Consider the following 26034-nt stretch of genomic DNA (forward strand, 5'->3'; position numbering starts at 1 on the left):
TATATTTTCGTGGTGGAGTTTTTTTATTCTCAAAAAGGGGGAAAGACCATGAATGACAACATGGTTCATATTACAATTGACGGAAAAAAGTATACAGCGGAGCCTGGTTCGACGATATTGGGTGTTATTAATGAGAACGGGATTGAACATCCGCAAATTTGTTACGTGCCAGAAGTAGATCCTATTCAAACATGTGACACTTGTATTGTAGAAGTTGACGGAAAGTTAATGCGTTCTTGTTCGACGATAGCAACGGAAGGTATGAACATTGAACGTGCTTCTGTTGGCGCAAAAGAAGCACAAACAGAGGCGATGGATCGGTTACTAGAAAATCATTTATTATACTGTACAGTATGTGACAACAACAATGGGAACTGTAAACTGCATAATACAGCAGAATTAATGGAAATCGAACATCAAAAATATCCTTATGAACCGAAAGTTGATGTAAGTGAAGTTGATATGACGCATCCGTTTTATCGCTATGACCCTAATCAATGTATTGCATGTGGTCAATGCGTTGAGGTGTGTCAAAACTTACAAGTAAATGAAACGTTATCGATAGACTGGGAAGCGGAACGCCCACGAGTTATTTGGGATGAAGGAGTAAATATTAATGATTCTTCATGCGTTAGCTGTGGTCAATGTGTAACGATTTGCCCTTGTAACGCTTTAATGGAGAAAACGATGCTCGGTGAAGCTGGATTTATGACGGGATTAAAGCCAGATATTCTTGAACCGATGGTAGATTTAATTAAAGAAGTTGAGCCTGGGTATAGCGGTATTTTTGCGGTATCAGAAGTGGAAGCGGCTATGCGTGATACTCGTACGAAGAAAACGAAAACAGTATGTACATTTTGTGGTGTAGGTTGTTCATTTGAAGTGTGGACGAAGGGGCGTAAAATCCTTAAAGTACAGCCATCTTCAGATGCACCAGTTAACGCAATTTCCACTTGTGTAAAAGGGAAATTTGGTTGGGATTTCGTAAATTCTAAAGAACGAATTACAAAACCTTTAATTCGTAAAAATGGAACGTTTGTTGAATCTACATGGGAAGAAGCACTGAATGTAGTTGCAAATAAATTAGGCGCTATTAAAGAAGAGTACGGTAAAGGTTCTATCGGATTTATTTCTTCCTCTAAAATTACAAATGAAGACAATTATGTAATTCAAAAATTAGCTCGACAAGTATTTGGAACGAATAATATTGATAACTGCTCACGTTATTGCCAATCACCAGCAACGGATGGTTTGTTCCGTACAATTGGTATGGGCGGTGATGCCGGAACGATTAAAGATATTGCGCAATCTGGTCTTGTTATTATTGTAGGATGTAATCCAACGGAAGGTCATCCTGTTCTAGCTACACGTATTAAACGTTCACATAAATTACACGGACAAAAGTTAATTGTAGCTGATCTTCGTAAAACCGAAATGGCAGAGCGATCAGATGTCTTTATTAGTCCAAAACAAGGAACAGATCAAGTTTGGTTAATGGCTGTTACGAAATATATGATTGATCAAGGTTGGCATGATCAGGAATTTATTAATGAGAATGTAAACTTCTTTGAAGATTTCAAAGAAAGCCTAGAAGAATATACACTTGAATATGCAGAAGAAGTAACAGGTATTTCAAAAGAAACACTTATTCAAATGGCTGAAATGATTCGTGATGCAGATGGTACATGTATCCTTTGGGGTATGGGGGTAACGCAAAATACAGGTGGTTCTGATACTTCCGCTGCAATTTCAAACTTACTTCTTGCGACAGGGAACTATCGTCGTTCAGGAGCAGGTGCATACCCACTTCGAGGTCACAATAATGTACAAGGTGCTTGTGATATGGGTACTTTACCAGGATGGCTTCCAGGATATCAGCACGTTACTAACGAAATGGAACGTGCGAAATTTGAAACTGCTTACGGAGTGAAAATTGATAGTGAACCAGGTCTTAATAATATTGAAATGCTTCACGCAATTGACGAAGGAAAAATGAAAGCAATGTATCTTGTCGGAGAAGATATGGCTCTTGTAGATTCTAATGCAAATCATGTACATGAAGTGTTATCGAGCCTTGATTTCTTCGTTGTGCAAGATGTTTTCCTTTCTAAAACTGCTCAGTATGCAGATGTTGTATTACCAGCAGCGCCATCTCTTGAGAAAGAAGGTACTTTCACAAATACAGAGCGCCGTGTCCAAAGATTATATCAAGTTCTTCCTACGCTAGGAGACGCGAAACCAGACTGGTGGATCGTCCAGGAAGTTGCGAATAAACTAGGTGCAAACTGGAATTATAGCCACCCAAGTGAAATCTTTGCTGAAATGGCAAGTTTATCACCATTGTTCTCGCAAGCGAGCTATGAAGTGCTTGAAGGATGGAACAGTTTCCATTGGGGAAGTTTTGATGGAACGAATACACCACTTCTGTTCCAAGATGGATTTAACTTCCCAGATAAAAAAGCTCGTTTTGCGATTGCTGACTGGGTACGTCCAGCTGAATTTCCAGCCGAGTTTGACCTTCACATTAACAACGGTCGTATGCTTGAGCATTTCCATGAAGGGAATATGACAAATAAATCAACAGGTATTCAAACGAAAGTACCTGGTGTTTTCGTTGAAATCTCTCCAGACCTTGCAAAAGAACGTGGCGTAAAAACAGGTTCGTTAGTTCGTCTTGTCTCTCCTTTTGGAGCATTAAAATTACGTGCACTCGTTACAGATCGTGTAAAAGCGAATGAGTTATATTTACCGATGAACTCTACAGATAACGAAACAGCAATTAATTTCTTAACAGGTCCTGCTGTGGACGTACGTACGAATACACCTGCGTATAAACAAACGAAAGTACGTATGGAAGTGTTAGAAGTTGATGGCGAAAATCCGATGCCAAAAGCGAACCCACGCAATAAAAAACGTCACCCTCAAGCTGGCATTGAGGTACATCGTAAGTGGGCACGTCCAGGGTATGTGCATTTAACGGATAAGTAGGAGGAGAAAACTATGGCTGCACCTATAAAAATGATTCAAAAACAAGAATTAACTGAGGAAGAAATAAAACAGCAAAAATTAGATGATTTAAAAGAGCTTCTAACTAATAATGAAGAAGCTCTAAATCAGATGTTTAATATAGTAGGGGAATTAAATGACATTGGAATGCTAGAAGCTGCAAATTCTATGCTAAAAGCGAAAGAACCAATTGCAAAGATTGTTCTAGGTCAAGTAACTCGTGAGCCTGTTACAAATTTAATTAATAATATGATGGGCGCTGCAGGTGCGTTAACTGAACTTGACCCAGAACTTACGAAAAAGCTTATAGGTAGTTTATTAGTCGGGCTAGAAGAAGGTAATGAACATCTAGAAAGTAATAAAAAAGTAGGGGTATTCGATCTTATGAAAGTATTGAAAGACCCAGATATTAACCGTGCTATCGGGTTTGGGCTTCATTTCTTAAAAGGTATGGGGAAAGGGTTAAAAGACGAATAAACTTCATGAAGTGAACCTTTTCGCCCAAATATTTGTACGAAATAGTTTGGGCGGAAGGCTCATTTTGGTAAAATATATAATAAAGTAAAATGAGGCTTTTGGGAGGTATGATTGTATGTCAAAAAAAGTACATGAATTTAATGATATGATACGAAAACTTCGAAAGGAACTTTTCGGAAAAGGACCAGAACGAATTCATACTGTTTTTGCAGAAAATATGGCTATAGCGACTCTTTATGGAAACTTAACACCTACTGAAAAATTCATTTCAAGTACGATGGACGGTGCGGAAATGGTTCATATGGCTAGAACGAAAATGATTCAAGAAGTGTATGCTGCGAATTCCCGTGAACATTTGGAGGAACTTGTTGGAGCGAAATTAGTGAATTTGTTTTCAGATATGAAAGTAGAAGAAGATATTGCAGTTTCGGTATTTGTTTTTGATAAAAATATAACGTGAGAGAAGGATACTGATCGTGAAACCGATACAGGTAGAAAGAGAAATCTTTCGTTATGAACAAGGGGCATTTAAACATATAGAGGACAGCATTGTAACAGAGTTTCCTGTCACCATTAAAATGAACGGACAGGAGTTTGTTACAATGGTTAGTACTCCAGAATATATAGAAGATATGGTGATAGGCTTCTTAGCGTCTGAAGGAATCATTCGGAAGTATGAGGATATTGATAGCATATGGGTACAGGAAAAAGAAGGATTTGTACATGTAACAACGACAAAAGTAAATCCGTATTATGAACAAATGCAGAATAAACGATATATTACGTCTTGTTGTGGTATGAGTAGGCAAGGATTTGTTTTTGCCAATGATGCACTAAGTGCAAAAAAAATGCAGGGTGTCCATGTACAGGTTGCGGCAGAGGATTGTTTTCGGTTAATGAAAGAAATGCAGCAATCTGCGGATACGTTTCATCATACTGGCGGGGTTCATAATGCAGCTTTATGTGATGTGAATGGTATTATTTTAAGCCGAATGGATATTGGTAGGCATAATGCACTAGACAAAATTTACGGTTATTGTTTAAGAAACGATATTTCTATAAAAGATAAAATCATTGTTTTTAGTGGTCGTATTTCTTCGGAAATATTATTGAAAGTTGCAAAAATCGGTTGTGAAATTATACTATCAAAATCAGCTCCAACTGAGTTAGCTTTGCAACTAGCGGAAGATTTAGGTATTACGGCAATAGGATTTATTCGTAATCACGCCTTAAATGTATATACCCATTCAGAACGTGTTTTAAATATAAAATAAAAGTGAGGCAATGAAGATGAAATCAGTTACATTAGACAAGTTGCAACGTCCGTTAAAGGATTTACGTATTTCAGTTACTGACCGCTGTAATTTTCGTTGTCGGTATTGTATGCCAGAAGAAATATTTGGTCCTGATTACTCGTTTTTGTCTAATGACAAAATTTTATCTTTTGATGAAATTGAAAGGATAACTCGTATTTTCGTATCTTTAGGTGTGAGAAAATTACGGATTACTGGCGGGGAACCGTTACTTCGAAGAGATCTTCCGCAGCTTATTGAGCGGCTTCATAAAATAGATGGTGTGGAAGATATCGGTTTAACAACAAATGGTTCACTACTGAAAAAGTTTGCTCCTGATTTATATAAGGCGGGACTATCACGTGTAACAGTTAGTTTAGATTCCCTGGAAGAAGAGCGGTTTTTCTATTTAAATGGTAATAGGAGCAAAGTGCAAAGGGTTCTGGAAGGAATACAGGCTGCAGCTGAAGTTGGAATGAAAATTAAAATAAACATGGTCGTTCAAAAGGGAAAAAACGAACAGGACATCTTGCAGATGGCGCAATATTTTAAGGAAAACAAGCATATTCTTCGTTTTATTGAGTATATGGACGTTGGAAATTATAATGGGTGGGATTTAAAAGAGGTCGTCTCTAAACAAGAAATAGTAGATACGATTCATCAAGTTATGCCGTTAGAACGGATAGAAGCAAATTATTCTGGTGAAGTGGCTACTAGGTATCGTTATATAGGAAGCGATGAGGAAATAGGTATTATTTCATCAGTAACAGATTCTTTTTGCTCATCATGTACGAGAGCTCGTATTTCTGCAGAAGGAAAATTATATACTTGCTTATTTGCTTCTAAAGGAAATGATTTAAGAGAATTGCTTCGTTCTGAACATACAGATGAGGACATTACAGATGTAGTACGCGATATATGGAATAATAGGGAAGATCGTTATTCAGATGAACGCTTAAATCATACAAATAAGAAAACAATACCTAAAATTGAAATGTCACATATCGGTGGTTAATATATAAAGCTAGCGTCATAGTGAAAAATGGAAAATTTACAAGAGTTGTGGATTTTCTATTTTATAGTAAAAGTGATGATTGATATCTCTGTAAAAGATGTGCAGAGAAATTAAGCAGCATTCAAAAACCTTTATTTTGAGGAGGTTTTTTGAAGCTGCTTTTTTATTTGGAGAAAATGGAGGAATGGGTAATGGCATTTCATAAGCCGGAACAAATTGCTGAGCTTGTCATTGAGGCCGGTGTTCAAAAAGTAAGACAGACATTGCCAGCGATGCTTATTCTCGGTTTTTTAGGAGGAGCGTTTATTGCGATAGGTTTTTTACTTAACATTCGAGTTTTAGGGAATTTACCTGAGCGCTGGGGGAGTCTAGTGAATGTTTTAGGAGGAGCAGTATTTCCTGTTGGACTCATGCTCGTAGTATTAGCAGGAGGAGAATTAATTACGGGAAATATGATGTCACTGTCTATGGCGCTTTATGCAAAGAAAATTACATTGATAAGTGTACTGAATAACTGGGTTTGGATTACTCTCATGAATTTTATTGGGGCAATTTTCGTTGCGTATTGCTTTGGACATCTTGGTGGATTAACAGAGGGAGAGTATTTAAATAAAACGGTAGCGATAGCGGAAGGGAAGTTACATGAATCATTTGGGAGAACTTTAATTTTAGCAATTGGTTGTAATTGGCTCGTTTGTCTTGCTCTTTGGCTCGCTTACGGGACGAGTGATTTTGTCGGAAAAATCATCGGAATTTGGATTCCAATTATGGCATTTGTAGTGATTGGATTTCAGCAAGTAGTAGCAAATATGTTTGTCATTTCCGCTGTTATTTTTGCTGGTCATCTAACGTGGATGGATTTGGCTAAAAATTTTGTTCCTGTTTTTATTGGAAATGTAATTGGAGGAGCTGGGTTTGTTGGTTTTGCTTACTTTGCTTGTTATCAGAAACAACATTCTAATATGAAATAGAGTTCTTGAGAGGAAGGGTATGTAATGGCTGATCGGTATTCACGACAACAGTTGTTCAAACCAATTGGGAGTAAAGGACAAGAAAAAATTCGAAATAAACATGTGTTAATTGTAGGGGCAGGCGCATTAGGAAGTGCAAGTGCCGAAAGTTTCGTACGTGCAGGTGTTGGCAAGTTGACGATTATTGATCGTGACTACGTTGAATGGAGTAATTTACAAAGGCAACAATTGTACTCTGAACAAGATGCGAGAGAGAAAATGCCGAAAGCAATTGCTGCAAAAAATCGGTTAGAACAAATTAATTCGGAAGTACAAATACATGCTTTCGTAATGGATGCAACTTCAGAAAATATGGAAGGTCTATTAAAAAATGTAGATGTAATCATTGATGCAACAGATAATTTTGATATTCGATTTGTAATAAATGATTTATCACAAAAACATAATATTCCTTGGGTATATGGTTCTTGCGTTGGATCGTATGGTATGAGTTATACAATTATTCCGCAAGAGACACCGTGTTTACATTGTATGCTGAAAAATATTCCTGTTACAGGTGTGACATGTGATACCGCTGGAATTATTAGCCCGACTGTTCAAATCGTCGCAGCATATCAAGTGGCAGAAGCACTCAAAATTTTAGTGGAAGATTTCTCAGCAATTAGCAAAACATTTTTCATGTTTGATATATGGAGTAATCAAAATCATTTTATAAAATTAGGGAAAATAAAAACAGACGCTTGTCTCTCATGCGGTTTGAATCGAACTTATCCTTATTTATCATACGAAAATCAAACGAAAGCAGCTGTTTTATGCGGAAGAAATACAGTTCAAATTAGAACAGTAGACAATAGGAAATACAATTTTGATGATATAGAAAAAGTATTACAAAAACTGGGGAAAGTAGATCGGAATCCGTATTTACTATCTTGCCAATTCGATGATTACCGCATCGTTGTTTTTCGGGATGGTCGTGTTTTTATTCATGGTACAAATGATATTTCGAAAGCGAAACAACTATATTATCGCGTATTCGGCTAATAGAAAGGGTTGTCAACAATGGAAAGAAGAGTAGCAATTACGGTTGAAGAAGCTGTTCGTAAAGTGATGGGATTTGCTGATAAAGGCTTAAAGGAGCTATTACCGATTGAATTAGCTTATGGGCGTATATTAGCAGAGGATTTAGTAGCTGACCATGATGTACCGTCATTTAATCGTTCGCCGTATGATGGATTTGCTATTAGAGCAGAAGATACTAATTTAGCAAGTTATGAAACGCCAATTGTATTTGAAGTAGTGGGTGAAATTGGTGCAGGATCGCTATTCCATGAGAAAGTAGGTCCGTTTCAAGCAGTTCGAATTATGACGGGAGCACAAATTCCGAATGGGTGTGATGCAATCGTTATGTTAGAGCTGACTCGTCAATATGAGGAGGCAGGCAACAATTACATGGAAGTGAAGCGATCATTCAAAACAGGCGACAATATTTCTTTTCAAGGTGAAGATGCTCGTAAAGGAACGGTTCTTGCAAAGAAAGGATCGTACATTAATCCAGGTATTTCAGCTCTTCTTGCTACATTCGGTTATAGTGAAGTACCAGTTGCGAGAAAGCCTGTAATTGGACTGTTAGCAACTGGGAGTGAATTACTGGATGTCAATGATTCATTACAGCCAGGGAAAATCCGAAATAGTAATACGTATATGATATTGTCTCAAATTCGAAGAGCAGGCGGCAGAGTAAAATGTTTTGGGAAGTTTAGTGATGATTTTAATACGTGTTTTACAGCTGTGAAAGAAGCGCTTGGCCAAGTAGATATGTTAATTACAACGGGCGGTGTATCAGTAGGAGATTACGATTATTTACCAGCTATTTACGAAAAGCTAGGTGCCTCTGTTCTTTTCAATAAAGTTGCAATGCGGCCAGGAAGTGTTACGACTGTAGCGCAATTACATGGCAAGTTATTATTTGGTTTATCAGGAAATCCATCTGCTTGTTACGTAGGATTTGAATTGTTTGTAAGGCCTTGTGTTCGGACGTATATGTTTAGTGAAAAAGCACATATGAAAAGAGAAAAAGCGTTATTAGGAGAAGATTTTCTAAAACCAAATCCATTTACAAGATTTGTGCGAGCAAAACTGACATATAAAGAAGGGCAATTAATTGCTTATCCGTCAGGGTTTGATAAATCTAGCTCGGTTTCTTCCCTAGCAGAGACAAATATATTTATTGTACTTCCAGGTGGTACGAGAGGTTATAAAAAAGATATGTTCGTAGATATTCTCTTGCTGGAAGATAATGAAGGTAGTGAATGGCCTTGGACATTTTATAAAGTGAGAGGTGTTTCTAATGGGACAAGCACTATTTGAAATCGTAGATATTCCGATTTTAGTTGAAGCAGTAACGAATAAAGTCGCAAGAAGAGAAGCAGGTGCAATTACAACATTTATTGGTACCGTGAGAGAACTTACAAAAGGAAAACGAACGCTACATTTAGAGTACGAAGCATATAAACCGATGGCAGTAAAACAACTTACAAGAATTGGTAAAGAAATAAATGAAAAGTGGCCGGACGCAATAGTAGCAATTACGCACCGTGTAGGGCGGCTAGAAATCATGGATATTGCGGTAGTCATTGCAGTTTCATCACCGCATCGTAAAGTAGCGTATGAAGTGAATGAATACGCGATTGAACGTATAAAACAAATCGTCCCAATTTGGAAAAAAGAATTTTGGGAAGATGGAACGATGTGGATTGGAGACCAGCTTGAAAATACGGCATATCCAGAAGGAAAACCGAAGAAGGAAGAATGAGAAGATGATTACAATTTTATTGTTCGCAAATTTGCGTGAGGAAGTCGGATCGGATCGATTCGTAATTTTAGAAGAACAAGAAATGACAGTTCAGCAAGTAAAAGAATGGCTGAAAGCAAGTTATAGTTTACAATCGCTTGATAAAGTGATGGTGGCTGTGAATGAAGAGTTTGTAACAAATGAAGAGATGATAAAAGCTGGAGATATAGTCGCATTAATCCCGCCTGTTAGCGGGGGATAATAAGCTTTTTCGCCAAGAAAATGTTGTATATAAATTCGAATACGAGAAAGGATGAGTGCTATGATTACGCAAGAACAAATAATGAATGCATTAAAACATGTAGAGGATCCGGAGTTACACAAAAGTATTGTAGAATTAAATATGGTTAGAAATATACAAATGAATGGAACAGAGGTTAAACTTGAAGTAGTGCTAACGATTCAAGGTTGTCCATTAAAGGCAAAAATTCAACAAGATGTGGAAGAGTCTCTTCAGGCAGTTGGTGCATCTAAGGTAGATTTGAAATTTGGTTCTATGACACAAGAAGAACGAGCTGCGCTAACAGAGAAGTTAAAGAGAAATAGTAGAACAGAAACTGGTATGCCGAGCATGCTTCGCCTTGATTCAGGGGTACGATTTATTACTGTAACGAGTGGTAAAGGTGGAGTTGGGAAATCAACAGTGACAATTAATCTTGCAACTGCTTTAGCTCGTATGGGCAAAAAAGTGGGGATATTAGATGCAGATATATATGGTTTTAGCATTCCAGCTATGATGGAAACGAATCAAAAACCGACGATGATTGATCAAACAGCAATTCCGGTCGTTAGTCACGGTGTTAAAATTATGTCGATGGGATTTTTTACGGAAGGAAATAACCCGGTTATGTGGCGCGGACCGATGTTAAATAAATGGATTCAAAATTTCCTTGCGAATACGCACTGGGGAGAATTAGATTATTTACTTCTTGATTTACCACCTGGTACAGGAGATGTTGCTATTGATGTTGCAGCAATGATCCCGCAGGCGCAAGAAATTATCGTTACAACACCACACAATGTAGCTTCGTTCGTAGCATCTAGAGTAGGTGTTATGGCAAAGCATACGAAACACAAGATTTTAGGGATTGTAGAAAATATGGCTTATTATGAAGAGCAAGATGGATCGAAAAACTATCTCTTCGGAAAAGGTGGCGGCGAAATGCTTGCAGAACAATTGCAAACAGAAGTAATTGCCAAAATACCTTTTGCAAAACGTGAAGAAAATAACGGTTCATCTGTATATGATGAAGATTCTCTTGTTGGAGAAGTGTTTACATCGTTAGCTGAGGATATTATTTATAGAGGATAGAGGGGGAAGTTTAGTATGGCGTGTAACATTGATCATTCTATTGAAGATGTGATGAATAAGCTTGAAAGTCAAAAGGATTTTTTACCGGAAGTGATTTTTAAAGAGTTAAAGGGATTTTTGCAAGGGAATCATTCACAGGAAATATTAAATGATGTCTTTCATCTTCTAAAGAAGTATGACTTAGTGAGTGAAGAAGAACGAGAGACGAGAAATACTAAATTATTGCTGATTATAAAATAAATACGCTTTGGCTTTTGTTTTTTTGCAGAAGGGGTGAATGTAATGAATATGAAAAAGATGATTGAAATGGTAGAAGCAACTAAAGTGACTGACGAAGAATTATCGATTTCTACTTTACATCAAAAGCTTGTGAAGTTGTATAGTCAAAAAGATTGTGCAGAGTATACAGAGTTATTAAAATATATTTTATCATTATCCGTGCAGCTGAAGCTGAATCTCGTATTGAAATATTTTGGTGTGCGTCCGGTTGTTGCTGCAGACGAGCGTATGCAATTTCAAGAGATATTTAAATGCTTAGCTAAGAAAGATGAGAATGGGGAATGTTTTCTAAATTTTGTTTCTTTATATGTAGGGCTAATTGTAGTTCTTCATTTTGATGAGAAAGTGATTGAGAGCAGTTTTTTTGATGATATGGTAGTGGGTGAATGTAATGAAATATAAGATTTTGCTCATAACATTTTTCTATTTAAATGCTTTAATTGCGATTTTAGTTGGTTATGTAAATATGAAGGTAACTAATTAAGAAAAAGGAATGAAACTAGTTTAATAAAAAGAGTTCTTCAGTTGTTTCCGTCGTTTTTTCGTGTTACCATTAAGCGAATTTTTCATAAGGAGAGAAAGCGATGAAATGGATTTATTTTCTTATTATTAACGTTATAGCTTTTAGCCTTATGGGGCTTGATAAACGAAAAGCAAAGAAGAAACAGTGGAGAACGCCAGAAAGTACGTTGTTTTTATCAGCGGCAGCTGGGGGAGCAGTTGGAGCTTGGATCGGTATGTATATGTTTCATCATAAAACTCATAAAAAGAAATTTGTTTTCGGCATACCGTTACTTGTTGTAATAACGGTATATTTATTATTCGTTGTATGAGAAATGTCGAAAGAAATGCAGATTGATTATTGGTAAAGTGAGTATGTGAGACCGTATAATGGAGAAAAAATGAGAAGAGGAGAAAAAGGAAGATGGGGAGTCAATCAGCAGAGCAAAAAAAAGGGATACTATATGCGGCTGGTGCTTATACGATGTGGGGAATTCTACCGATTTATTGGAAATGGGTTGAGGAAGTTCCAGCAGATGAAATATTAGCACACCGCATCGTTTGGGCGTTTGTTTTTATGTTACTTGTATTAGGTGTTACGAAGAGGTTTCGCCAGTTTATTGGGGAATTTGTGAATCTTTTTAAACGACCTAAATTATTAATGTCATTAACAATAGCTTCAGTCTTGATTAGCGGAAACTGGTTTGTTTACATATGGGCCGTTAATCATAATCATGTTATTGAAGCGAGTCTTGGCTATTATATTAATCCGCTTATTAGTATTTTACTTGGTACAGTCGTTTTAAAGGAAAAGTTAAACTTTTGGCAATATGTTGCAGTTGGTTTAGCAGGAGTAGGGGTTGTCATTTTAACAGTACGTTTCGGATCTATTCCGTGGGTTTCTCTTTCACTTGCCTTTTCATTTGGATTATACGGATTAACGAAAAAACTGTTAAACTATGATGCTACAATTGGACTTACGATGGAAACGATGTTAGTGACACCGTTTGCAATCATTTACCTTGTTATGACAGGAGCACATGGTTTCGGCTCATTTGGATCTATTTCAATGTTATCAACGTTACTTTTAATAGGAGCAGGTATTGTAACAGCATTACCACTATTTTATTTTGCAAAAGGAGCACAACTTATTCCGCTTTATATGGTGGGATTTTTACAATATATTGCGCCAACAATTAGCTTAATTTTAGGTGTATTTGTATTTGGTGAACATTTCACATCTACACATATGATTGCATTTTTCTGTATATGGGTTGCTTTATTTGTATTCTCGGTAGCGAAAACCAAGTTTTTAGTGCAGAAACAACCGAAATTTATAAAAAATAAATCAGCAAAAGTATCATAATGCGTAGTATTTTCTACGCATTTTTCTTTATACTTATATTATATAGAATTTCCATTATAGTCAGTAAGGAGCTGAGAACATGGAAACAATTTTACATAATGATCCGCTTATGGCAGCTGTAATTTCATGGTTTTTAGCACAATTAACGAAAGTAGTCTTTAAATTAGTTAAAACGGGTGAATTTGATTTTGCAAAGTTTTTTGCTTCAGGTGGGATGCCAAGTTCTCATGCTTCAACAGTTACAGCGCTTGCTACAGGAGTTGGAGTAGTGGAAGGTGTGGAAAGCTCGATGTTTGCGGTTGCTGCTATTTTTGCCATTATTGTTATGTATGATGCTTCAGGAGTAAGGCTTGCAGTAAGTAAACAAGCAAAAATATTGAATGACTTTTTTCATGGTAGAGAAACAGAATATAAGAAGTTAAACGAACTTGTTGGGCATACACCGTATGAAGTAGTAGTCGGTGCTTTATTAGGGATTATTGTCGGAGTAGGATATTGTTTATGAGCAGAACATTTTATATGTTCTGCTTTTCTTTGTTTTTATACATATTCAGCTACCTTTTTGAATATCGTTATACGGATTTCGAAAGGGTGGGTGAGTAACTTGTTATTATATGAAAAAGTGCATGAAGAAATAGCGAGAAGAACAACTGCACTTCAAACGATGCAACGGCAAGATGGTACTTGGCGGTTTTGTTTTGAAGGAGCGCCACTAACAGATTGTCATATGATTTTTTTATTAAAATTATTAGGTAGAGATAAAGAGATAGAACCGTTTGTAAAAAGATTAGCATCACTCCAAACAAATGAAGGAACATGGAAATTGTATGAAGATGAAGTGGGTGGTAATTTATCTGCTACAATTCAATCTTATGCTGCCTTACTTGCATCGGAAAAATATACAAAAGAAGATGCGAATATGAAGCGAGCGGAAATGTTTATAAATGAGCGCGGGGGGGTGGCGCGTGCTCATTTTATGACGAAGTTTTTATTAGCGGTTCATGGAGAATATGAATATCCTTCTCTCTTTCATTTGCCAACACCAATTATGTTTCTGCAGAATGATTCCCCCCTCAGTATATTTGAATTGAGTAGCTCAGCACGTATTCATTTAATTCCGATGATGTTGTGTTTAAATAAAAGATTTCGAGTAGGGAAAAAGTTATTGCCAAATTTAAATCACATTGCAGGCGGGGGCGGAGAATGGTTTCGGGAGGACCGATCTCCAGTTTTTCAAACGTTATTAAGTGAGGTGAAGAAAATTATAACGTATCCACTTTCTTTGCATCATAAAGGATATGAGGCAGTAGAACGTTTTATGAAAGAGCGTATTGATGAAAATGGAACATTATATAGTTACGCAACTGCCTCGTTTTATATGATTTATGCTTTACTTGCATTAGGGCATTCTATTCAATCACCAATTATTCAGAAGGCTATAACGGGAATCACATCTTATATATGGAAGATGGAGAGAGGGAGCCATTTGCAAAACTCTCCGTCAACTGTATGGGATACAGCTTTACTCAGTTATGCTTTGCAAGAAGCTCAAGTTCCGAAAGCAAGTAAAGGAATTCAAAATGCATCAGCGTATTTACTAAGAAAACAGCAAACGAAGAAAGTAGATTGGAGTGTACATGCACCGGATCTATTCCCAGGTGGTTGGGGCTTTTCGGATGTGAATACGACGATTCCAGATATTGATGATACAACTGCTGTGTTAAGAGCATTGGCGCGAAGTAGAGGGAACGAAAATGTAGATAATTCTTGGAAGAGAGCGGTTAATTGGGTTAAAGGATTGCAAAATAATGATGGTGGTTGGGGGGCTTTTGAAAAAGGGGTAACGAGCCGTATATTAGCAAATTTACCAATCGAAAATGCAAGTGATATGATTACAGATCCTTCTACACCAGATATTACAGGAAGAGTGCTAGAGTTTTTCGGGACATATGCGCAAAATGAATTGCCCGAGAAACAAAAACAAAGTGCGATAAATTGGTTAATGAATATACAAGAGGAAAATGGATCATGGTATGGGAAATGGGGAATTTGTTATATATATGGTACATGGGCAGTGTTGACTGGTTTACGGTCACTAGGAATACCATCTAGCGATCCATCATTAAAACGAGCAGCTTTATGGCTTGAACATATACAGCATGAAGATGGTGGCTGGGGAGAATCTTGCCAAAGTAGTGTGGAAAAAAGATTTGTTACTTTGCCGTTTAGTACACCATCACAAACGGCATGGGCGTTAGATGCTCTCATTTCGTACTATGAAAAAGAAACACCAGTCATTCGCAAAGGTATTTCATATTTGCTCTCCAACCCTTATGTAAATGAAAAATATCCTACTGGAACAGGTTTACCAGGTGGGTTTTATATTCGTTATCATAGTTATACTCATATATATCCGTTGCTTACCTTGGCTCATTATGCAAAAAAATATAGAAAATAAACCAAGAGATGTCTCTCGGTTTATTTTGTTGGGTAGTAGGTCCCTTTTGAAAAGAATAAGGTTGTGATGTACCTTATTTTTCGGTTGATTGGCGTTTTTGACGTGCATCAGCGGCATTTGCACGTGCGTTTGCTTCTAAGTCATTGTGGTCAGCGAGTTCGCGAGAGAACTCAACATCAATGCCATCAGTTGCTTTGTTTTGTTTGAAATTCTTTTTGTTCATTCGACACAATCTCCTTGCACTTTATCCCGCATAACGGGTAGTAAAATTCCCACCTCAAAATTCAGATGGAACAAAGAAGCTAGGTGGGAGATTAACTGCCAGTAAATGCCCGATTGGTGAGGGCTGATAATCAGTGGGGATGAACAAACTTCCCACTGATTAAAGTTTCACTTTATGCGACGTTGCAAAGTTAGTTTGACACAAATAGACTTTTTTATACAAAGAGGAAATGGAAAGCAAGGAGCCGAAATATACAGTATAAGTAATAGAAATGGGGGATAGGAATGGAGTTTTTAAATGGGAAAACAGCTGTTGTAACAGGAGCTGCACAGGGAATTGGAAAAGAGATTGCAAGGGTTTATGCAAAACTAGGGGCGAAAGTATTAATTAGCGATGTAAATGAAGAGAATCTACAAAAAACGACACGTGAGTTATCAGATGAAGGATATGAAGTGTGCTCATATCGATGTGATGTGAGTAATCAAAATGAAGCAAAGTCGTTAATTGAATATGGGGTTCAAAAATTTGGTACATTACATATTTTGGTGAATAATGCTGGAATTACAAGAGACGCAATGTTACATAAAATGGAGAAGTCTGCTTGGGAACAAGTATTACAAGTGAACTTAACTGGAGTTTTTTATTGTATGCAACCAGCGCTTCTTTACATGAGACAACAAGGGTATGGACGCATTATTAATATATCTTCAATTAGTAGAGAAGGAAACATAGGTCAAGCAAATTATGCGGCTACAAAGGCAGGAGTTGTAGGTTTAACGAAAACAGCAGCGAAAGAAGTTGGAAGTTTCGGTATTACTTGTAATGCGATTTGTCCGGGGTTTATGGATACAGATATGACCAAAACGATACCAGATAAAGTGAAAGAAAAGATGGTTGGCGCTATTCCAGTTGGTAGAATTGGAACGCCAGAAGATATTGCGAACGCAGCAGCCTTTTTAGCATCAGAATACGCATCCTATATTACAGGTGAAGTATTAAATGTGAGCGGAGGACTGCAAGTTTAAAGGAATACATAATGAAAAGAACCTGACCAGGTAAGTCAGGTTCTTTCTCATTAATTTAAGTTAAGCCAAACGCTCTTCACTTCTGTATAGTTATTTAATGCGTAAGACCCCATTTCACGGCCGAGGCCAGATTGTTTAAATCCTCCAAATGGAGATGCTGCATCAAAGACGTTATAACAGTTTACCCATACTGTACCTGCACGTACTTTACTTGCAACATAGTGTGCAGTTTTAACATTTTCTGTCCATACACCAGCAGCTAAGCCAAATTGCGATTTATTCGCACGTTCAATTACTTCATCAATATCGTTAAACGGTATTGCAGAAATAACTGGACCGAAAATTTCTTCTTTTGCGATCGTCATTTCATCATTTACGTCAGCGAATACTGTAGGAGAAACGAAGTAGCCTTGATCGAATGGATTACTTCCTCCGCAAAGTACTTCAGCGCCTTCTTCAATCCCTTTTTCAATGTAGCCCATTACACGTTTTTGTTGTTCTTCGGAAACGAGAGGACCAATTGTTGTTTCAGGGTTAAGACCAACACCTTGATTTAGTTTTTTAGAATAGAGGACGAGATCAGCCATGACATTATCATACATTTTCTTCGGAACAAATAAGCGTGATCCAGCAGAGCATACTTGTCCTTGGTTAAACATAACACCAGAAAGTGCACCAGGAATCGCGCGAGATAAATCAGCATCTGGCAAGATGATATTTGGTGATTTACCGCCTAACTCAAGTGTAACTCGTTTTAATGATTCGGATGCTTGTCTCATAATTTGTTTACCGACAGGAGTAGAACCGGTAAATGCAATTTTATCAACGAGTGGATGATTAACGAGAGCTTGTCCAGCTGATTCACCAAATCCAGGTACGATATTAATAACACCTTTCGGGAATCCAGCTTCTTCAATTAATTCAGCTAAGTATAGAGCAGATAGTGGAGTTTGTTCTGCAGGTTTTAAAACGATTGTACATCCTGTAGCAAGCGCTGCTCCCATTTTCCACATTGCCATAAGAAGCGGGAAGTTCCAAGGGATAATTTGACCAACGACACCAACAGCTTCATGGCGTGTATAGTTAAAGTAATCACCGGAAACAGGAATTGTTTGACCAACGATTTTCGTAGCCCAGCCAGCGTAATAGCGCATATGCTCAATTGCAAGTGGTATGTCTGCTGCCATTGTTTCACGGATTGGCTTTCCGTTATCTAATGTTTCGAGCTGTGCAAGCTCTTCTTTATGTTCTTCCATTAGATCAGCTAACTTGTACATGAGACGGCTTCGCTCAGCAGTGCTCATACGAGACCAAGGACCTTCGTCAAAAGCCATACGAGCTGCGACTACAGCTTTATGAATATCTTCGCGACCAGCTTCAGAAACGACGGCAAGTGTTTCACCAGTTGCTGGGTTAGGTGTTTTAAATGTTTTTCCGGAAGCGCTTTCAATGAAAGATCCATTCACATATAACTTTTTTGTACCTTGAAGAAACTTTTCTACCTTTTCATGAAGATTTACAGCTAGTTGACTCATTGTATAACCCCCTTGAAAATATAATGTAAACGCAGTACGAGACGGCGCTTATTCCGAAATCAGGGATGCGGAAACTAGATGGAAAGCCTCTAATTAAAATCATAATTAATAAATACTGAAAATTCAAATTTCATTTGTGTTACAATTGTAAAAAATATGTAATGTAAGAGAATCTTCTATATGATTATAAAAAATCCTGCTTGTTTTTGCTTTCTAGTAGGAAAAACTAGAAGAACAATGGTACAATAATACATCGTGAGAGGAGGGGTGAAAATGAAAGATTATCATGATGATCCACGCTTTCGAATAGCCCATAGAGAAGCGTTAATTGGTCTTGGACTTGCTATTATTAATTTTATAATATGGTACGGATTTGCTTATGGGCTTGGTAGTAAAAATCCGAATGAATATACATATGTATTAGGTTTTCCCGCATGGTTTTTTTATAGCTGTATCGTTGGATTTATCGTTATGGTTATTTTACTTAGTTTAGTTGTTCGTTTTGTATTTCAAGATATTTCACTCGATGAGGAAGAAAAAAGTGAGGAATAGTAGATGAATTGGTATGTAATCATTCCAATGATAATTTCGTTTATCGTTGTATTTTTAATTGGTGTATATGCTTCAAGACGCGTGCAAGCGACTGCTCATAATAAATTTTTACAAGAATATTTTCTTGGTGGGCGTGAGCTAGGCGGTTTATTATTAGCGATGACAATGATTGCTACGTACGGTAGTGCAAGTAGCTTTATTGGTGGCCCTGGTATTGCTTACAATATGGGGCTTGGATGGGTACTGTTATCTGCGATTCAAGTTGTAACAGGGTATATCGTTTTAACGGTTATCGGTAAAAAGTTTGCAATTATCGCTAGGAAGATGGAAGCAATTACTCTTATCGATTATTTAAAAGGGAGATACAATAATAAAGCAGTTGTTATACTCTCTGCGTTATGTATTATTATCTTTTTATTTTCAGCGACAGTAGCCCAGTGGGTCGGCGGTGGTCGATTAATCGAGTCACTAACGGGTCTATCGTATACAACAGCACTATTTTTATTTACTTTTTCTGTACTTGTGTACGTATTAATTGGTGGATTTCGTGCAGTTGCTCTATCAGATACATTATTAGGAATCATTATGTTAGTTGGAACAACAATCATTTTAATTGCTACTGTCATTGCTGGTGGTGGAATTGAAAAGATTATGCAGGAACTTGTTCAAATTAATCCAAAGTTAATTACACCATTCGGAGCAGATGGCAGTTTAACAAAATCATATGTTACATCATTTTGGATTTTAATTGGAATTGGCGTTGTAGGCTTACCGCAAATTAGCGTGCGTGCCATGTCTTATAAAAATTCAAAAGCTATGCACCAAGCTTTAATAATTGGAACCGTTGTCGTTGGCACAATTATGATCGGTATGCATTTAACAGGTGTATTTGCAAGAGTAGTACTTCCAGGTATAACGGTACCAGATAAAGTAATGCCGCTACTTGCGATGGAAGTGTTACCACCGTGGTTAGCTGGAGTTTTTTTAGCCGCACCAATGGCAGCGATTATGTCTACAGTAAACTCTTTATTATTACTTGTAAGCTCGTCAATTATTAAAGATATATACGTAAATTACATAAATAAAGATGCAGCAGACAGTACGATAAAAAAAGGAAGTTTGTGGATTACTGGTATTGTAGGACTACTCGTTTATGCAGCGGCGATTAAACCACCAGATTTTTTAATATGGCTAAATTTATTTTCTTTCGGTGGATTAGAAGCAGCATTCATTTGGCCAATCGTATTAGGGTTATATTGGAGAAAAGGAAATGCTACAGGAGCGCTTGCTTCCATTTTCGTTGGAGTAGGTTCATATATGTGTATTCATCTTTTCTATCCAAATCCGTTCGGTATACATACAGTTGTCTTCCCAATTTGTTTTGCATTTATCGCTTATGTTATTGGAAGTATGAGTGCTGTAAAAAAAACAGTATAGGTTAGCTGAAAAACGTAGTCCTTATAAGACTGCGTTTTTTCGTATGAATTTGTTCTTTTTTATTCTGTATATCCACGTTTATTCATAAGTTAATAACAACTGAGGAGATGGAGTTGAGGTCGATGAAAAAAGTGTTATTTTTAGGAGACCCAGGAATTGATGACTCTTTAGCGATTATGTATGGATTGTTGCATCCTGATATTGATATTGTTGGGGTAGTAACGGGATATGGGAATGTAACACAAGAAAAGGCGACAAGTAATGCCGCATATTTATTGCAAATGGCAGGACGGGAAGATATACCTGTTATTAATGGTGCGAAAATTCCTTTATCCGGAGATGTTACAACGTATTATCCAGAAATTCATGGGGCAGACGGTTTAGGACCAATTAAACCTCCAAAAACTTTTTCGCCAAATATAAAGCCTTTTTGTACATTTTTTGATCTTCTTGAAAAATATAAAGGAGAATTAATAATAGTCGATGCTGGTAGATCAACAACATTAGCGACAGCATTTATTTTAGAAAAGCCGATGATGAAGTATGTGAAAGAATATTATATAATGGGCGGTGCTTTCTTAATGCCTGGCAATGTAACACCAGTCGCAGAGGCGAATTTTCATGGTGATCCCATTGCGTCACAACTAGTTATGCAAAATGCCAAAAATGTGACATTAGTGCCACTTAACGTTACATCTGAAGCAATTATTACGCCGGAAATGGTAAAATATATTACGAAACACTCTAAAACGAGTTTTAATAAGTTAATCGAGCCGATATTTACGTATTATTATAAAGCTTATAGAAAGTTAAATCCGAAAATAAAAGGAAGTCCAGTGCATGACGTCGTTACAATGATGGTTGCGGCAAATCCATCCCTTTTAGATTATGTATATCGTCGTGTCGATGTAGATACAGCTGGAATTGCAAAAGGAGAGAGTATTGCTGATTTTCGGCCTCAACCTGATGCAAAAGCATTAAAAAATTGGGTGCGAATTGGTTGGTCGTTACACTATAAAAAGTTTCTTGAGGATTTTGTGAAATTTATGACGTAGACATAATAGGAGCATACAAGTTAAAATAATGGAGATGGTTATTTAAATGACCATCTCCATTATTTTGTTTTTAAATGATAAATAGAGAAGAGTTACACAATAGGAGAGGAATTTTACTTGAAAAAAACTATAGTATGCGCAGTAATTGTGGGTATTTTTGTTTTGCTAATATCGGGTAACTTTTTAGTGAAAAAAGTATGGAGTTCAAATAATGATGATGCACAGTATATTGCATCTTTTATTGAAGAACATAAAGATGAAAAAAATAGTGCGCTTCTAGTAAAGAGAAATGATAAAGTTGTTTATTCTGTAAACCCAAATGTTGTATTGCCAGTTGCTAGTACGATGAAATTAATTGTGGCGCTTGAATATACGAAACAAGTTACTGAAGGGAAAATTGATTCGTCTAGTTTCGTGTCGATTAATGATGTGAATCGCTATTATGTACCGAATACAGATGGTGGTGCACAAGATAGATGGCAAAAGTATTTGGAGAAGACGGGCAAGATAACTGAAGGAGCGGTTTCTTTAGAAGAAGTGGCAAAAGGAATGGTTAAGTTTAGTTCGAATGCAAATGCTGAATACTTAATGGAATTGTTAGGATTAGATAACATCAATCGAAATTTACAAAGTTTATCACTTCCTGCACATCAACCACTATTTCCAATCGTTTCATCTTTGTATATCCCAGGATATTTGCATAAAGAATTACATGTTCCAAAATATAAAATAGAGAAAAAGTTAAAAGAAATGTCTCAAGAGCAATATCGTGAATATGCGATGATTATTCATGAACGCTTAAAGAAGAAGGGACCATTATTACAGAAGGAAATTCCGCTTTATTTAGAGGAACGTTACGACAAAATTTGGTCAGATAGATTACCAGCAGCTTCTGCAAATGATTATATGGTATTACTTCAAAAGGCAAACCATAAAGGTGGCTTGACAGAAGCTGAAGAAAAAGTGTGGGCGAATATCGTTGAAACAGATATGAGCGCTAAAAAATATCGTAAAACATTTAGACATGCAGGGCAAAAAAATGGCTATACGCCATGGACAGTTACAAAAGCAGTTTATGCGATGGATAAACGCGGGAACTGTACAGAAATAGTGTTTTTAGCCAATAATTTAAATGAGGACGACAGTGCAGAAATACGGAAACATTTAGCAAACTTACATTTCCAAGTGTTGCAAAGTGATAAGTATGATGCAACTTTTATTAAATAAACTCGGTGCAGAGAGCACCGAGTTTATTTTTATCCCGCTTTAATGGGCAGTAAGACCCCCACCTCAAAATTCAGGGAAAGCAAAGAAGTTAGGTGGGGGATCAACTGCCCCTAAAAGTCCGATTGGTTCAACTAATAATCAGTGGGGGATGAAGAAAACCCCCACTGATTAAAGTTTCACTTTATGTACAAGCACTTTTTTCCTATCTCTGGGTATGATGGGTAGTAATACTTAGGTGAGAGGGGAAAAGGTGATGAAACAGAGTAAGGAAGAGTTTATAAAGAGTGAAGGCGCTGATTTCCCTGGAAAAACATATGTGGATTGTGTATTACAACATGTATTTGATTTTCAACGAAATTACTTATTGAAAGATATGTTTCAAGTGCATAAAGCACATATTACGATGCTGACTGAAGAAAGTCTAATGAAAAAGGAAGAAGCTAAAGTTATATTAAACGCTCTTAAAAAGGTAGAGGGAATTCCAAAAGATCAATTGCTATATACAAAGCAGCATGAAGATCTCTTTTTTTTAGTCGAACATTTAATTTCTCAAGAAGCGAAATGCCATTTTGTAAGCAATATGCATATTGGTAGAAGTAGAAATGATATGGGGGTAACGATGTATCGCATGAGTTTAAGGCGATATGTATTACGATTAATGGAACATCATTTGGTATTGCAAGAAAGTGTACTGCAACTTGCTGCTGATCATAAGGAAACGATCATGCCAGCTTATACACATACACAACCAGCACAGCCAACAACATTTGGTCATTATACTTTAGCAATTTATGATACGATGCAAAGAGATTTAGAAAGAATGAAAAAAACGTACCAGCTTTTAAATCAGTCTCCAATGGGGGCGGCTGCACTCTCTACAACAAGTTTCCCGATTAAACGAGAACGAGTTGCTCATCTACTTGGATTTACAAATGTAATTGAGAACTCATATGATGCTGTTGCCGGAGCAGATTATTTATTAGAAGTTAGCTCGCTACTTATGGTAATGATGACGAATACGAGTAGATGGATTCATGACTTTTTGTTGTTAGCAACGAAAGAATATGACGGTATTACTATTGCAAAGCCATATGTACAAATAAGTAGCATTATGCCGCAAAAGCGAAATCCAGTTTCCATTGAACATGCCCGTGCGATTACGAGTAGCGCTTTAGGAGAAGCATTTACAGTATTTCAAATGATTCATAATACACCATTTGGTGATATTGTCGATACGGAAGATGACTTGCAGCCATATTTATATAAAGGGATTGAAAAGGCAATTCGTGTTTTTTGTATGATGAATGCAGTGATCCGAACGATGAAAGTAGAAGAAGAAACGTTAAAAAGTCGTTCCTATAAACATGCAATAACGATAACGGATTTCGCCGATGTTTTAACAAAAAATTATGAAATTCCATTTCGGCATGCTCATCATGCAGCAAGTGCTATTGCAAATATGTCATTGGAGCAGAAAAAAGAACTACATGAATTACACTTCAAAGAGGTAAATATGTATTTGCAAGAACATTTTAAAATAAATTTATTAGAAAAAGAGTGGAATGAAATTATATCGCCAGAAGCATTTATTCAAAAAAGAAATGTATACGGTGGACCGAGTAAAAAAGAAATGGAGCGTATGATTAAAAATCGAAAAGAGTCATTTCAAAAAGAAGAAGAGGTATTTGAAAAAGAAAAACAGAGAATTTTACAAGCTGAAACTGATTTGAATATGTTAACTTCGCATAGTATTGAATCGTAAAAGAGGGATTTAATGAATTAATCGCCAATACTTAATGAAACTATAAATAGAGGGAAGAGATTGTCGATGATTCAATTACATGTATACGAAGAGATTCTTAATTTTAAAGAAGAGGTTACACCATTTTTAGAAAAGAATGAGCAGGAAAATAATCTCATATTAGGTGTATTACAAATGGTCCAACAACCGATATTTATGGGGATAGCGAAACAAGGAGAAGAAATTGTAGTTGTATTTCTTCAAACAGAAGAAAAGAAACAAATCATTGTTGCTACGTCTGAAATTGAGGAAGAGGATATCGTGGAACTTGCAAAAAAATTAACAAAAGTATATTCAAATGTTCCTGGATTGATTGGTAATAAGAAAATTGTACAGAAATTAGCGGAAGAGATTGCCGTGTTAGAAAATAAGAAAACGAATGTTGTAATGGAGCAAGGTGTGTATGCATTACAACAAGTTAAGAAGAAGTGGACCGAGGATGGGGCTTTTCGAGAAATAGGTAGTGATGAGCTACTATTAATAGAACAGTGGATTTATCAATTTTGCGAAGATGTGAATCTTCCTATTACGAAAGAAGAAGCAAAACAAACGGCACATACACTAATCATTACTCATCGTTTATTTGGTCTAGAAGTAGACGGAAAACTCGTTTCTGTAGCTGCAAAAACGAGACCAACTAAAAATAATATAACAGTTAATTTTGTATATACGCCGAAAGAAGCAAGGAAAAAGGGATACGCATCTAAGTGTGTAGCGGCACTTAGTCAACGTTTGTTAGATGAAGGTTACAAGACGACTACGTTATATACTGATCTAGCGAATCCGACATCTAATAAAATTTATCAAGAAATCGGTTATGAACAGATTGCGGAGTCTGTGCTCATATTTTTAGAAAAGTAGAACAAAAAGGCGTGCTAAAATAGCACGCCTTTTTGTTATTCATCAATTCTAATAACCTCGCCTTGAGGGAAGTCCTCAGTTTCTAGTAAGTTACGAATAGCTTTCGCAACATATTCAGGTGATAATAGTTTTCCTTCTTCTTTTAATGCAATGAAGCGGTCCGAATTTATGAAATCTTCTTTATTTGTTTCACGAATTTGTGCTTGCATACTTGTATCAACAACACCAGGTGCAAAAGCGACGATTTTTACTGGATATTCTTTTTCTGCTTCCTCGGTTGCTACGCACTGTGTAAACATATTTACACCAGCTTTCGTTGTACAATAAGCGCCCCATCCAAAATAAGGATTTTTTCCTGCACCAGATGAAATGTTTATAACACGTTTAGCTACTTTCCAGTCTTTCGTATGTTTCATAAACGTAGATGTAAGAATCATAGGTGCAAGTAAATTAATGTGAACGTTCGTAATGAATTGTTCGCTTTCAGCTTTTTCAATTGGCTTCATAGGTGCAACTGTACCCGCATTATTAATTAAATGAATAGAGGATACATTGTCTTTTTTAATAGATGAAATGATCTCTTTAAAGTTAGTTTCTAAGTTATGTACATCTTGAAGATCTAGGGAATGAAAAATACAATTGCTGTTATATTGCTCTGCAAGTTTAGTAAGCTTTTTATTTTCTCTTCTAGAAATAGAGATGACAGTTGTATTTTTTTCTAACAATTGCGTGGCAATAGCCTCCCCTAAACCTTGTGAAGTTCCTGTTATAATAACGTAGCGCATAGTTT

At 36.6% G+C, this 26034-nt stretch carries 27 protein-coding genes; 24 read left to right on the forward strand and 3 right to left on the reverse strand.

All coding sequences use genetic code 11. The features are described from left to right. The first annotated feature begins 48 nt into the window (after positions 1-48). The 17 genes from fdhF (at position 49) to C4S65_RS02955 (ending at position 15528) form a co-directional block, all read left to right on the forward strand. Positions 49-2988, forward strand: coding sequence for a formate dehydrogenase subunit alpha (gene fdhF / locus C4S65_RS02870; RefSeq protein ID WP_061665764.1), 2940 nt, complete (start codon positions 49-51; stop codon positions 2986-2988). Between the two features lie 12 nt (positions 2989-3000). After that, positions 3001-3483, forward strand: coding sequence for a DUF1641 domain-containing protein (locus C4S65_RS02875; protein WP_000729897.1), 483 nt, complete (start codon positions 3001-3003; stop codon positions 3481-3483). A gap of 115 nt (positions 3484-3598) precedes the next feature. After that, positions 3599-3943, forward strand: coding sequence for a DUF2294 domain-containing protein (locus tag C4S65_RS02880; protein WP_000039582.1), 345 nt, complete (start codon positions 3599-3601; stop codon positions 3941-3943). A gap of 16 nt (positions 3944-3959) precedes the next feature. After that, positions 3960-4757: a formate dehydrogenase accessory sulfurtransferase FdhD gene (gene fdhD / locus C4S65_RS02885; RefSeq protein WP_086407540.1), complete on the forward strand. Its 798-nt coding sequence runs from the start codon at positions 3960-3962 to the stop codon at positions 4755-4757. 16 nt (positions 4758-4773) lie between these two features. Next, the gene (gene moaA / locus C4S65_RS02890) at positions 4774-5790 is read left to right on the forward strand and encodes a GTP 3',8-cyclase MoaA (RefSeq protein WP_000844113.1); all 1017 of its coding nucleotides are present in this window, start codon (positions 4774-4776) and stop codon (positions 5788-5790) included. A gap of 191 nt (positions 5791-5981) precedes the next feature. Next, the gene (locus C4S65_RS02900) at positions 5982-6761 is read left to right on the forward strand and encodes a formate/nitrite transporter family protein (protein ID WP_000863998.1); all 780 of its coding nucleotides are present in this window, start codon (positions 5982-5984) and stop codon (positions 6759-6761) included. A 24-nt stretch (positions 6762-6785) separates the two neighbouring features. Beyond that, on the forward strand, positions 6786-7802 hold the full coding sequence (locus C4S65_RS02905) for a molybdopterin-synthase adenylyltransferase MoeB (protein ID WP_000785265.1): 1017 nt from the start codon (positions 6786-6788) through the stop codon (positions 7800-7802). 18 nt (positions 7803-7820) lie between these two features. Beyond that, complete coding sequence (gene moeA / locus C4S65_RS02910) at positions 7821-9128, forward strand: molybdopterin molybdotransferase MoeA (RefSeq protein WP_086407539.1); 1308 nt, start codon at positions 7821-7823, stop codon at positions 9126-9128. Beyond that, positions 9109-9573 (forward strand): molybdopterin synthase catalytic subunit MoaE, encoded by a 465-nt coding sequence (gene moaE, locus C4S65_RS02915; protein WP_098838347.1) that lies wholly within the window; start codon positions 9109-9111, stop codon positions 9571-9573. Before moeA ends, moaE begins: the two co-directional genes overlap by 20 nt. A 4-nt stretch (positions 9574-9577) precedes the next feature. Beyond that, positions 9578-9814 (forward strand): molybdopterin converting factor subunit 1, encoded by a 237-nt coding sequence (gene moaD, locus C4S65_RS02920; RefSeq protein ID WP_000628493.1) that lies wholly within the window; start codon positions 9578-9580, stop codon positions 9812-9814. Between the two features lie 60 nt (positions 9815-9874). Beyond that, on the forward strand, positions 9875-10924 hold the full coding sequence (locus tag C4S65_RS02925; RefSeq protein ID WP_086407537.1) for a P-loop NTPase: 1050 nt from the start codon (positions 9875-9877) through the stop codon (positions 10922-10924). A 15-nt stretch (positions 10925-10939) separates the two neighbouring features. After that, the gene (locus tag C4S65_RS02930; protein WP_000752367.1) at positions 10940-11164 is read left to right on the forward strand and encodes a hypothetical protein; all 225 of its coding nucleotides are present in this window, start codon (positions 10940-10942) and stop codon (positions 11162-11164) included. Between the two features lie 42 nt (positions 11165-11206). Then, positions 11207-11605 (forward strand): hypothetical protein, encoded by a 399-nt coding sequence (locus C4S65_RS02935; protein ID WP_061665761.1) that lies wholly within the window; start codon positions 11207-11209, stop codon positions 11603-11605. Between the two features lie 182 nt (positions 11606-11787). After that, positions 11788-12036: a DUF1294 domain-containing protein gene (locus C4S65_RS02940; RefSeq protein ID WP_000871350.1), complete on the forward strand. Its 249-nt coding sequence runs from the start codon at positions 11788-11790 to the stop codon at positions 12034-12036. A gap of 92 nt (positions 12037-12128) precedes the next feature. Continuing rightward, positions 12129-13070: an EamA family transporter RarD gene (rarD, locus tag C4S65_RS02945; RefSeq protein ID WP_000535541.1), complete on the forward strand. Its 942-nt coding sequence runs from the start codon at positions 12129-12131 to the stop codon at positions 13068-13070. 79 nt (positions 13071-13149) lie between these two features. Then, positions 13150-13575 carry a divergent PAP2 family protein gene (locus C4S65_RS02950; protein ID WP_000447819.1) on the forward strand — a complete coding sequence of 142 codons (426 nt, stop codon included), beginning with the start codon at positions 13150-13152 and terminating at the stop codon, positions 13573-13575. 99 nt (positions 13576-13674) lie between these two features. Next, positions 13675-15528 (forward strand): prenyltransferase/squalene oxidase repeat-containing protein, encoded by a 1854-nt coding sequence (locus tag C4S65_RS02955; RefSeq protein ID WP_061665760.1) that lies wholly within the window; start codon positions 13675-13677, stop codon positions 15526-15528. A gap of 73 nt (positions 15529-15601) precedes the next feature. Here the strand turns inward: C4S65_RS02955 and C4S65_RS02960 are convergent, their stop codons facing one another. Then, a complete protein-coding gene (locus C4S65_RS02960; protein ID WP_001035808.1) occupies positions 15602-15751 on the reverse strand; it encodes a YfhD family protein in 150 nt (49 codons plus the stop codon). A gap of 284 nt (positions 15752-16035) precedes the next feature. On the opposite strand from C4S65_RS02960, the gene fabG reads away from it, so the two are divergent. Then, on the forward strand, positions 16036-16776 hold the full coding sequence (gene fabG / locus C4S65_RS02965) for a 3-oxoacyl-ACP reductase FabG (RefSeq protein WP_000395040.1): 741 nt from the start codon (positions 16036-16038) through the stop codon (positions 16774-16776). A gap of 50 nt (positions 16777-16826) precedes the next feature. On the opposite strand, the gene dhaS is transcribed toward fabG, so the two are convergent. Continuing rightward, complete coding sequence (gene dhaS / locus C4S65_RS02970) at positions 16827-18311, reverse strand: aldehyde dehydrogenase DhaS (RefSeq protein WP_000080279.1); 1485 nt, start codon at positions 18309-18311, stop codon at positions 16827-16829. 273 nt (positions 18312-18584) lie between these two features. On the opposite strand from dhaS, the gene C4S65_RS02975 reads away from it, so the two are divergent. The 6 genes from C4S65_RS02975 (at position 18585) to C4S65_RS03005 (ending at position 25244) form a co-directional block, all read left to right on the forward strand. Beyond that, entirely contained in the window at positions 18585-18863 is a 279-nt protein-coding gene (locus C4S65_RS02975; protein WP_000656239.1) for a YhdT family protein, read from the forward strand. Positions 18864-18866: 3 nt separating this feature from the next. Then, positions 18867-20300: a sodium/pantothenate symporter gene (gene panF, locus C4S65_RS02980; RefSeq protein WP_001104816.1), complete on the forward strand. Its 1434-nt coding sequence runs from the start codon at positions 18867-18869 to the stop codon at positions 20298-20300. Positions 20301-20422: 122 nt separating this feature from the next. Next, complete coding sequence (locus C4S65_RS02985; protein WP_000756466.1) at positions 20423-21355, forward strand: nucleoside hydrolase; 933 nt, start codon at positions 20423-20425, stop codon at positions 21353-21355. Positions 21356-21472: 117 nt separating this feature from the next. Beyond that, the gene (locus C4S65_RS02990; RefSeq protein WP_000751366.1) at positions 21473-22582 is read left to right on the forward strand and encodes a serine hydrolase; all 1110 of its coding nucleotides are present in this window, start codon (positions 21473-21475) and stop codon (positions 22580-22582) included. Positions 22583-22835: 253 nt separating this feature from the next. Further along, positions 22836-24344, forward strand: coding sequence for an argininosuccinate lyase (gene argH / locus C4S65_RS03000; RefSeq protein WP_000813975.1), 1509 nt, complete (start codon positions 22836-22838; stop codon positions 24342-24344). A 66-nt stretch (positions 24345-24410) separates the two neighbouring features. After that, positions 24411-25244 (forward strand): GNAT family N-acetyltransferase, encoded by an 834-nt coding sequence (locus C4S65_RS03005; RefSeq protein WP_000615388.1) that lies wholly within the window; start codon positions 24411-24413, stop codon positions 25242-25244. A 35-nt stretch (positions 25245-25279) separates the two neighbouring features. On the opposite strand, the gene C4S65_RS03010 is transcribed toward C4S65_RS03005, so the two are convergent. Next, a complete protein-coding gene (locus tag C4S65_RS03010) occupies positions 25280-26029 on the reverse strand; it encodes a (S)-benzoin forming benzil reductase (RefSeq protein WP_098838348.1) in 750 nt (249 codons plus the stop codon). Between the last annotated feature and the right edge of the window lie 5 nt (positions 26030-26034).

Source organism: Bacillus sp. ok061 (assembly GCF_900108285.1).
Lineage (GTDB): Bacteria > Bacillota > Bacilli > Bacillales > Bacillaceae_G > Bacillus_A > Bacillus_A thuringiensis_S.